Here is a 9,795-nt window from a genome sequence, read left to right as displayed (position 1 = left end):
CTCTTCCGACACCCCTCTTTCCGATTGGGTTTGCAAAGGTGCAACTCTTTTCTGAATCCGCCAAATGTAAAGTGAAATTATTTTACAATTTCTTCATTCAAACTTAACAGTCATTACATTATCGTTATCTCTGTAGAGCTTTATTGTATATTCAACAATAAAGGAGACAATGCATCAGAATTTCAATAGAACGTTTTAGGGATAAAAAAACTCTTACACCATATATATGATGCAAGAGTCTTTTGTGACCTCGTCAGGATTCAAACCTGAAACCTCTTGAGCCGTAATCAAGTGCTCTATTCAGTTGAGCTACGAGGCCATTCCGTTGAATGGGAATGCAAATGTAGCTAATAAAATCATATCTGCAAACAGTGGAGACAAAGTATTGAGAAAAAAACTTGACTATATATAAGCGTTAAGAATAATTAAGATAAAAACAGACTGTTATCCATGAAGTTTTTCTAATTTAGCCCGCTGAAATTTATTAGACTTCAATTCTTTCATGAAAAGACTAACCTTTATTTTATTTGCCCTTCTTTTGACATCTTCTTCATTATATGCTCAGGAAAGAGCTCGTACCCCTATTGGAGGACGACCTGATGTCAGAGGCGATTTGTTTCTCGATTTTGGTTTTAACGTGCTAAATAACAGACCAAGTGATTTCAACACTCGGTTTTTAGCCTCCCGTACCTTTAATGTATATTATCAGAGACCTTTTAATATAGGAGAAAACACCGGCCTTACTTTCAACCCTGGTATAGGCCTAGGTTTGGAGAAGTTTTCCTTCCAAAGGAACAGAATGCTGATCAATGACCCGGAAAAAGGTCCAAATTCAAGCCAACTAGTTGATATCACCAGCGTATATGGCGAAAACATCAATATAAATGGTCATACCACAGCTGCCAACTATATAGATATCCCTATTGAATTCAGATACCATCTTAATAAGACGGACTATAGCAAGGGATTTAGATTTGCTGTAGGTGCCAAGGTAGGGGTTCTGTTTGATGCCCACTCAAAAGTTTCCTTTGAAACAGAAGAGGGCCTTTCAAGAACTGTAAAAGACAAGCAAAATCTAGGATTCAACCCAATTAGATACGGTGTCTATACAAGAGTTGGTTTTGGAGGATTTAACGTCTGGTCCTATTATGGTCTGAATTCCATTTGGAGAAACAACCAGGGCCCATTGAACACTGAGGCAAATCAGTTTAACTTTGGTATCTCAGTGGCACTGTTTTAACATCCACAAACACATTTAAATAAAAAAGGGAGCGAATAACCGCTCCCTTTTTTATTTACCCTGAAAATTAGGTCTTCTCTTCTCCAAAAAGGCCATCACCCCTTCTCTAAAGTCATGGGAATTGCCTGCCTTCTGCTGATAGACGCTTTCCATTTCCAAAACCTCTTCCAATTTCATCCCATTCGATTCATTTAGCATTTCTTTGATCAAGCCAATCGCATAGGTAGGTGCCGTGGTATAGTAGTTAACCATTTTTTGAACCTCATCATCCAGCTCAAGGGCAGGGACTGACTTATTGACCAAACCCAAGCTCTCGGCTTCTTTTCCGTATACCTTAGCCCCAGTGGTAGCAATTTCAAAAGCTTTGAACGATCCCAATGCTCTAGGCAAAAAGAAAGTGGAGCCCGCATCCATGATTAACCCGATGTTAACAAAAATCTCTGCCAGGTAAGCATCATCTGAACTGATGATCATGTCACATGCCAAAGCCAAAGAACAGCCTGCTCCCGCAGCCACCCCATTAAGCTTACAGATTATGGGTTTGTTGAGTGACCGCATTTTCAGTATGAGTGGATTATAAAAATCTTTGATAATGGACTCAAAAGGAACGTTGCTAAGATCCCCTCCTACCGATTTGAGATCCTGTCCACTGCTGAAAGCCTTGTCAGTACCAGTTAACACGACGCATCGGATGCGATCATCGCTTTCGATGGCTTTAAACGCTTCAAGCAATTCTGAAAGCATTTCTTGATTCAAGGCGTTGTAAACAGTCGGTCTATTAAGCTTTAACTCGACATATTGCTCAAATTCGGAAAATACGATGGTGTTGTAGTTCATATAGATCAGTTGAAAAGGTAGATATAATAGCCTATAAAACATATGGAGAAACCTAGCAGGAAACCTCCGGCCACCTCTGCAGGTTTGTGTGCATTTAAATATAAGCGGGAAGACATTACCGCCCCACAAAGCAAAATAGAAAATATAAGTGGATAAAGCAGCCCTCCTGAATTGTATTTCATATGAAGCACCACTACTATGGCTAGCAATCCTGCAAGCCCGGTAGTGTGCGCACTGATTTTCCAAAATGCTGTTATGATGGTCAAGATAAGGATACAAAGAGTAATCAAGCCTAAGGTATAACCTATCAACTCATCAAAATCCATTCGAAAATAAAAGAAATAAGTGGTTAACCCATAAAAAAGAGTAACCATTGAAAACGGGAATACCCTATCTTCAATGGTTTGCATATGGATGCTTTTGATAGCTTTGGTAAGTCTCATGCCTACCACACTGATGAGTGGAATTACCAATGTAGTAAGGGCTATAAGGTATAAAATTGTACTTTTAGCCTGTAAAGGGACGCTGGTGGCTTCTGGAATCAAATAAAACACACAAGCAAATACCACCGTAGGGACCAGCAAAGGCTGGAATACTACGGATAAAATTAACGCAAGAGTTCTAATCACTATTAAAGTTCTTTTCTTAATCTAGCCACAGGTATTTGCAACTGCTCTCTGTATTTGGCGACGGTTCTTCTTGCGATATTGTAACCTCTTTTGTTCAAAAGTTTGACAAGTTTATCATCTGAAAGCGGCTTTCTTTTATCCTCTTCACTTACCATCTTATTAAGCACACTCTTCACTTCACGGTTACTCACATCCTCGCCACCATCTGTAGCGATTCCTTCAGAGAAGAAATATTTTAAGGGGAACACACCAAATTCCGTTTGGATAGCCTTACTGTTAGCCACCCTAGAAACGGTAGAAATATCCATATCTATCTTTTCCGCAATGTCCTTTAGGATCATAGGCCTCAATTTGGCCTCATCTCCTTCAATGAAAAATTCATTTTGGTAATCCAATATGGCTTGCATGGTTCTTAGCAGAGTTTGTTGTCTCTGCTTGATAGCATCAATAAACCATTTGGCGGCATCAAGTTTTTGTTTGACGAAAGTGACGGTCTCCTTCAGTTTTTTATCCTTCTTATCACTCTTGTCATAGGCATCAAACATTTCCGTATAAGATCTACTCACTCGAAGGTCAGGCGCATTCTTGGAGTTCAGGCTGATCTCGAACTTACCATTGACATTATTTAAGATAAAATCAGGTATAATGTACTGGGTTTTCATTAAACCTTCAGATACCCCTCCTGGCTTGGGATTAAGCCGGGTGATCATCTGGATCACATCTTTGAGTTTCACCTCATCAATGCCACATTTTTTAAGGATTTTATCATAATGCTTTTTGGTAAATTCCTCAAAGCAGTTATTAATCACATTCAATGCATACTGCACGGTTTCATCTTCTGGATGTTCTTTTCGCTCCAGTTGAAGGGTAAGACATTCTTGAAGGCTTCTCGCTGCAATACCGGCAGGGTCAAAGGATTGGATTTTGCGCAATACCTGCTCCACTTCATCAAGGTCTGTTTCCACATTTTGGCTAAATGCCAAATCATTAATAATGGCTTCTAGATCTCGCCTAATGTAACCGTCATTTTCAATACTTCCAATTAATTGCTGACCAATTAATCTCTGGCGTTCGTCAAGCTTCAAAAAATTCAATTGAGAAATTAATTGCTCATGAAGGGAGGTGCCACTGGAGAGGGGAATTTCTCTATCCTCATCGTCGGGGCTGTAATTGCCATCCCCCTGCATTTTATATCCACCGTAATCATCACCCAGATAATCATCCAGATTCAAATCACCATCGTCTTTACTTACTTCATTATCGTAATTATCCTGCATATCGTCATTGGAAGTGTCGTCATCTTTTCCTTCTTCCAATGCAGGGTTAATCTCCAACTCCTCCTCTACCCTGGCTTCCAACTCCGCAGTTGGAACCTGCAACAATTTAATGAACTGTATTTGCTGTGGAGACAGCTTCTGAGATAATATCTGATTTAAATTCAGTTTTTGCATGTGCGTATGCTAATAGAAGTTAATAAAAATTGGTTACTCGATACAGATTATAACAGGGCTCTCAATTCCATATGTAAATTTAGGAAATTACCCCAAAATTTTGATAAAAAGCTTATTATATCGTTTTTTTGCATTCCTTTAATCACAAAGATAATCACTTAATCAGATTTGATTGGACACTTTAAATAAATTACCAAATGGCATTTAACAAGCGCATCAAAATTAAACATCTGCTAGACAGCGGAAAAGTCGGCGAACAGGTAACTCTCATGGGCTGGGTTAGAACCAAGAGAAGCAATAAAAATGTAGCTTTTATCGCTTTGAATGATGGCAGCACCATTCATAATTACCAAGTAGTAGCTGACCCCAATGCCATTTCAGAAGACCTTTTGAAAAAAGTTACCACTGGTGCTTGTATCAAAGTACAAGGTGAAATTGTAGCATCACAAGGATCAGGCCAATCAACAGAATTGACCGTAAATACACTCGAGATACTAGGCGAGGCAGACCCTGAAAAGTACCCTCTGCAGCCCAAAAAGCACAGTATGGAGTTTTTAAGGGAAAATGCACATTTACGCATGAGGACCAATACATTTGGGGCGGTCTTCAGAGTGAGGCACGCCCTAGCTTTTGCAGTCCACAAATATTTCAATGACAAAGGGTTTTTCTATATCCACACTCCAATCATCACTTCTTCGGATGCTGAAGGAGCAGGCGAAACATTTAAAGTGACCACACTGGACCTTAAAAACCCTCCTCTTAATGAAAATGGGGATATCAACTATAAGGAAGACTTCTTTGAAAGAGAGGCAAACCTGACGGTTTCAGGGCAGCTGGAAGGTGAATTAGCCGCCATGGCTTTGTCCGAGATTTACACCTTTGGACCTACTTTCAGAGCTGAGAACTCCAATACCACACGCCACCTGGCTGAGTTCTGGATGATTGAGCCAGAAATGGCCTTCTATGATGCTGAAGACAATCAAGACCTGGCTGAAGATTTCCTCCAATATGTGATTGCGTATGCTCTTGAAAACTGCAAAGAAGATTTGGAATTTCTCGACAAGAGAGCTGCCGAGGAAGAGGCTGCTAAAAAAGCCGATCAAAGGAGTGACATGGGGTTGTTGGAAAGATTACAGTTTGTCACTCAAAACAGTTTTGAAAGAATTACTTATACAGAGGCGATTGAAATTTTGAGAAATTCAAAGCCAAACAAAAAGAAGAAGTTTAGTTACTTAATTGAAGAATGGGGTGCTGATCTTCAGTCGGAGCATGAAAGATTCTTGGTAGAAAAGCATTTCAAAAAGCCGGTAATCCTGACCGATTACCCAAAGGAGATCAAGAGCTTCTACATGAGGCAAAACGAAGACGGAAAAACTGTCGCAGCTATGGACATACTTTTTCCCGGTATAGGGGAAATCGTGGGCGGAAGCCAAAGAGAGGAGCGACTTGATAAGCTTACCCAAAGGATGGATGAATTAGACATACCTCAGAAAGAAATGTGGTGGTACCTGGAAACAAGAAAGTTTGGAGCAACACCACATGCCGGATTCGGACTTGGATTTGAAAGGCTGGTACAATTTGTTACCGGCATGGGAAATATCAGAGATGTGATAGCTTTCCCAAGGACTCCTGGAAACGTTGAGTTTTAAGAATTAAAGGCCACAATTTATATTGTGGCTTATTTTTTGACCTTTTTCAAATTTTTATGAATAAATTCAATAATGGAAAAATTTTTAAAGTTTCTCAAAACTGAAGCTATTGGGGGATTGATCATCCGGTTTTCACTTGCCGGTTTATTGCTATTCGGAGGATTTACTAAGTTTACACTAATCGGTGCAGAAGGTTACAGCCTGCAGGGGGCCATTTTAATGGCCGGCATCGAGACCATCAGCAGCTTTTGCCTGATTTATCATTTCCGCAATCCTTTGATGGGGATAGTAGGTGGCATGCTTGCCCTACTCAGTGTCGTGGTGAGATTCATTTTCACACTTTATTGGATCCGAACCGAGGTATCCAGCATCAATTCCTTTTTTGAATCATTTAATATTATGACACTCATATTCAATAATGGGATGTTTCACATTTTCCTATTGATTGGAGCAGCTGTCTATTGTATTGGCAACAGTTACAAAACCTATATAGCCGAAAGAATCACCAAGCCTTGGCCTCATTAATTGTTTTTGTGGAAACGGAAAGTTTGTTTCTCCTGTGTCTCTCGATCCGTTACACTTAAGAAGTAAGGACCGGGTTGAAGTTGAACGATTTCAAAACGATACAATCCCTTTTCAGGTATTTGTATAAAATAGTTTTGCTTATTGCCAATTAGGCTATAGATCTCAAATTCAAATTTTCGATCCACCGAGTCAGTCTGGAAATAAATGTAATCAGAGGCTGGATTGGGATATACTTTATCAGGTAAGAAAGAATCCCCGCTAGACGATGCGGTAAGATTTGAAGATAAGGTGAAAATTAGAAGTAGGTTAAGGATGTAGATTTTTACCATAGAATATATTTTGCTCTAATGGTACAAAAAACCTACCAAAGGGAATAAAAACCCAATATTTATGACAAACCCAGATTTTTATATGTTTCCGGTATTTTTTCGATCACATCTGAGGCAATAGTCCCTCGTCGCTGGTCTTCACCTGCCAGTTGCCCAGCCAAACCGTGGTGATAAACTCCACATAATGCCGCATTTTCCACAGAATAACCCTGACCTAAGTAGGATGCCACAACACCTGTTAACACATCACCTGTACCGCCCGTAGCCAAAAACTGGGAACCAGTAGGATTGAAATATTGTATGCCTGCAGGAGTGGTGATCAAACTATGCAATCCTTTTAAAATAAGTACACATCCATAAGTCTGGCTAAACTCCAATGCTTTTTCGATTCTTCCCTCGGGATATTTGACATCATCCCCCACCATTCTTTCAAACTCCTTCAAATGTGGTGTCAAAATCATTTGGCTAGTAATCAACTCCTTCAAATCTTTCCTTTTGGCTATGATATTAAGCGCATCTGCATCAATTACCATTTTACCCTTATAGGACTCCAAAATGTTTTTAAGAGCTTCGGCTGTCTTCTCATCGGTCCCCATACCCGGACCAATAGCAATTGTGTCAAACCTGTCGAGATTCTCTGGAGCCGAATCCAAAATATCATTTCCTGTACAAGTCTCCACCATGACTTCATGAATACTGCTTTGCATAATAGGAAGCCCAAAACCGGGGACAAAGGTAGAAATTAACCCACTTCCAGTTCGAAGGGCAGCTTTGGCCGACAACATAATAGCACCCAATTTTCCTTTCGACCCCCCTACCAACAACACTTTCCCAAAATCACCCTTGTGGCTTGCCTTATGGAAAATTTTATGTCGCTCCAGAATATCTTTTTCTTCCACAAAATATCTGGAAGATTCATACCCATTAAAATACTTGCCATCAATTCCGATATCTTTCACTACCAAATCCCCAACATAGGCGGCATGTTCCGGAAATAATGCACTAAGTTTAGGCGTTTGAAAAGTAACGGTATAATGGGCCTGAAATGCCTCCCCATCCACCAACTTATCAGATGGCAGACCCGTAGGCATATCCACCGCAATCCTCATAGTTTTTTGGGAATTCAGCTTTTTGACCGCATCAAGATATTTCCCTTCCAAAGGTTTATTCAACCCTATTCCTAGCATGGCATCAATGATCACATGGCAACGGAACCTTTCCCAATCAATATTGGAAAACGGCTTATTCACGATATTGGTAGGTAAAATATTCAGATTGGAGTTATAGTCGGCAGTACCATCTTTAGCATCGCCAAGGGTATAAACACAGACTGGATAACCTTGCCTAGAAAGTAGCCTGGCAATGGCAATCCCGTCTCCCCCATTATTCCCTGTTCCACAAAAAATAGCGATATCTTGTCTCCTGCTGAAGTTCTGCATATACCATTGGCAAAAAGCCTCTGCAGCGGTCTCCATCAATTCAAGAGAAAGTATCCCCTTCTCCTCCAAATAAGATTCTTCAAGGCTTTTGATCTGCCTGGCAGATAAGATTTTTAACATCACGCAAAAAGTTTAGTTATAAAGGCCTCCTCCATAAATCAAAAAATGAACCAAACAAAAAAAAAAGCCGATTTCAACAATCGGCTTTTTTTATGCTAAGATAATATTAATCGCTATTGATCTACTCGACCTACAGCTGCATAAAGAACTCTTCTTGCGTCGACCTCTCTAAGTTCAAACTGAACATCCGAGATTGGACCCATTTTAACTTCTCTATCGGCTTTCATCGAAATAGTAATCTGATCTCTTTCAGCTTCAGATAATTTGTCTCTCTCCTGGTTTACCCAAAGTGCGATATCGTTTGTTCCGATAAGTACATCATTGGCTTGGATTCTTGGTTCAGTACCATATCTACCCGTATCTTTCGGCTTACCGACATATAGGTAGGAGATCAAACTTTTCTTTTCAAGTTTTTGAAGCTGAGTCGCCTGTGGGATTCTCTGCTCAACTAGGATCTCTTGTTCTCTTAGTACGGTGGTCACCATAAAGAAGAACAAAAGCATGAAAATAATATCCGGCAAAGCTGAGGTAGGAATACTTTCCGTTACCTTATTTTTCTTTTTAAACTTTGACATATTAACTTCCTATTTTATCTGGTTCAGCAATGGAGATCGCCATAGGGATTCCTTCCTTACCTCTGTCAATAAGCTCCTTCTCTGCGGCATTTCTACCAGATAGGGCTCTGTACTGATCAGCGGTAATACCTACTCGCTCTGCATAGATTTCAAAATAAGCTCTTTTGGCAATGTCAAGAACTTCAAGATAACGCTCATAGCTAGTACCTCTGTTGGTTTTAATGGAGATTACTGCTCCACCAGCCATTGGGTGATCTGAAGATCTACTGTCTCTTTCAGCTTGATTTCTTAAAGATGCAGGCAAGCTATTGAACAATGCTTGAGCCTCTTCATCCGGCGCTCCGAAATTCAGAAGAAAAGATTTGATTTCGTCTGACAAACCCACGGTGTTCTGTCTTACTTCACCCTCTACCAACAATTGGTCATTGGCATTCACAAGGATGTTGAAGATATTACGCTCGTTAAGTTTAATTTCTGGCGGCGGCTGATTCGGATCCTGCTTAGGAGGAAGGATGTTCAATACACCCTTGTCCGAAGCAATTGTCGTAGTGACCAGGAAGAAGATAAGGAGCAAGAAGGCGATATCCGCCATAGACCCTGCATTCACTTCCTGAGCCATTCTGCCTTTCTTTCTTGCCATTATTTAATGATTTTGTTGATTTCAGTCACTATGATCCCCAAGATTGCGAAGCCGAATAGGAAGTAAACTGTGATCAGAATTCCACCTACCAACTGAGACAATGCCGGAGTCAAGTTAAACGGTGCAGCTGCATATCTTGGTATTACTTCGTTGTCAGCAATGCTGTAAGCAATGAAGAACAATACAAGTAGAGCTACGACACCAATTCCTGTTTTGATTAGACTTCTTGGATTATCGAATGATTTGATCAAAGGCATGACAAGAGCCAATACCGCTCCAACCGCAATCAAAAGATAACCTACATATAAGAAAATATCCGTAGTATCCATATTGATTTGATTCTTAAGTTATTGATAATTTG

At 40.1% G+C, this 9,795-nt stretch carries 11 protein-coding genes and 1 tRNA gene; 3 read left to right on the top strand and 9 right to left on the bottom strand.

Going from position 1 to position 9,795, the window contains the following annotated elements:
• Positions 1 to 245 precede the first annotated feature (245 nt).
• Positions 246 to 319 (bottom strand) — tRNA-Arg (locus KI659_RS08870).
• A gap of 183 nt (positions 320 to 502) precedes the next feature.
• On the opposite strand from KI659_RS08870, the gene KI659_RS08865 reads away from it, so the two are divergent.
• A complete protein-coding gene (locus KI659_RS08865) occupies positions 503 to 1,240 on the top strand; it encodes a porin family protein (RefSeq protein WP_213944970.1) in 738 nt (245 codons plus the stop codon).
• 51 nt (positions 1,241 to 1,291) lie between these two features.
• On the opposite strand, the gene KI659_RS08860 is transcribed toward KI659_RS08865, so the two are convergent.
• Genes KI659_RS08860 through rpoN form a run of 3 tightly spaced genes read right to left on the bottom strand, consistent with a single transcriptional unit; the run spans position 1,292 to position 4,157 of the window.
• Positions 1,292 to 2,077, bottom strand: coding sequence for an enoyl-CoA hydratase-related protein (locus tag KI659_RS08860; RefSeq protein ID WP_213944969.1), 786 nt, complete (start codon positions 2,075 to 2,077; stop codon positions 1,292 to 1,294).
• 5 nt (positions 2,078 to 2,082) lie between these two features.
• On the bottom strand, positions 2,083 to 2,706 hold the full coding sequence (locus KI659_RS08855) for a phosphatase PAP2 family protein (RefSeq protein WP_213944968.1): 624 nt from the start codon (positions 2,704 to 2,706) through the stop codon (positions 2,083 to 2,085).
• A gap of 2 nt (positions 2,707 to 2,708) precedes the next feature.
• A complete protein-coding gene (gene rpoN, locus KI659_RS08850; protein ID WP_213944967.1) occupies positions 2,709 to 4,157 on the bottom strand; it encodes an RNA polymerase factor sigma-54 in 1,449 nt (482 codons plus the stop codon).
• Positions 4,158 to 4,354: 197 nt separating this feature from the next.
• On the opposite strand from rpoN, the gene asnS reads away from it, so the two are divergent.
• Together asnS and KI659_RS08840 are read left to right on the top strand one after the other, a co-directional pair.
• Positions 4,355 to 5,806 carry an asparagine--tRNA ligase gene (gene asnS, locus KI659_RS08845; RefSeq protein ID WP_213944966.1) on the top strand — a complete coding sequence of 484 codons (1,452 nt, stop codon included), beginning with the start codon at positions 4,355 to 4,357 and terminating at the stop codon, positions 5,804 to 5,806.
• A 72-nt stretch (positions 5,807 to 5,878) separates the two neighbouring features.
• A complete protein-coding gene (locus KI659_RS08840; protein WP_213944965.1) occupies positions 5,879 to 6,331 on the top strand; it encodes a hypothetical protein in 453 nt (150 codons plus the stop codon).
• On the opposite strand, the gene KI659_RS18760 is transcribed toward KI659_RS08840, so the two are convergent.
• From KI659_RS18760 to KI659_RS08815, 5 genes are all read right to left on the bottom strand, one after another.
• Positions 6,328 to 6,660, bottom strand: a complete 333-nt coding sequence (locus tag KI659_RS18760; RefSeq protein WP_213944964.1) for a T9SS type A sorting domain-containing protein — start codon at positions 6,658 to 6,660, stop codon at positions 6,328 to 6,330. The two genes, KI659_RS08840 and KI659_RS18760, sit on opposite strands and share 4 nt — an antisense overlap.
• A gap of 59 nt (positions 6,661 to 6,719) precedes the next feature.
• On the bottom strand, positions 6,720 to 8,219 hold the full coding sequence (locus KI659_RS08830; RefSeq protein WP_213944963.1) for an NAD(P)H-hydrate dehydratase: 1,500 nt from the start codon (positions 8,217 to 8,219) through the stop codon (positions 6,720 to 6,722).
• 113 nt (positions 8,220 to 8,332) lie between these two features.
• A complete protein-coding gene (locus KI659_RS08825; RefSeq protein ID WP_213944962.1) occupies positions 8,333 to 8,794 on the bottom strand; it encodes an ExbD/TolR family protein in 462 nt (153 codons plus the stop codon).
• Position 8,795: 1 nt separating this feature from the next.
• Positions 8,796 to 9,434: an ExbD/TolR family protein gene (locus KI659_RS08820; protein WP_213944961.1), complete on the bottom strand. Its 639-nt coding sequence runs from the start codon at positions 9,432 to 9,434 to the stop codon at positions 8,796 to 8,798.
• A complete protein-coding gene (locus KI659_RS08815; RefSeq protein ID WP_213944960.1) occupies positions 9,434 to 9,763 on the bottom strand; it encodes a hypothetical protein in 330 nt (109 codons plus the stop codon). Before KI659_RS08815 ends, KI659_RS08820 begins: the two co-directional genes overlap by 1 nt.
• Positions 9,764 to 9,795 lie beyond the last annotated feature (32 nt).

This window comes from Litoribacter ruber, assembly GCF_018449405.1.
Taxonomy (GTDB): Bacteria; Bacteroidota; Bacteroidia; order Cytophagales; family Cyclobacteriaceae; genus Litoribacter; species Litoribacter ruber.
Note: the sequence above shows the minus strand (reverse complement) of the source record. Positions and strands in the feature narration are given on the sequence as shown.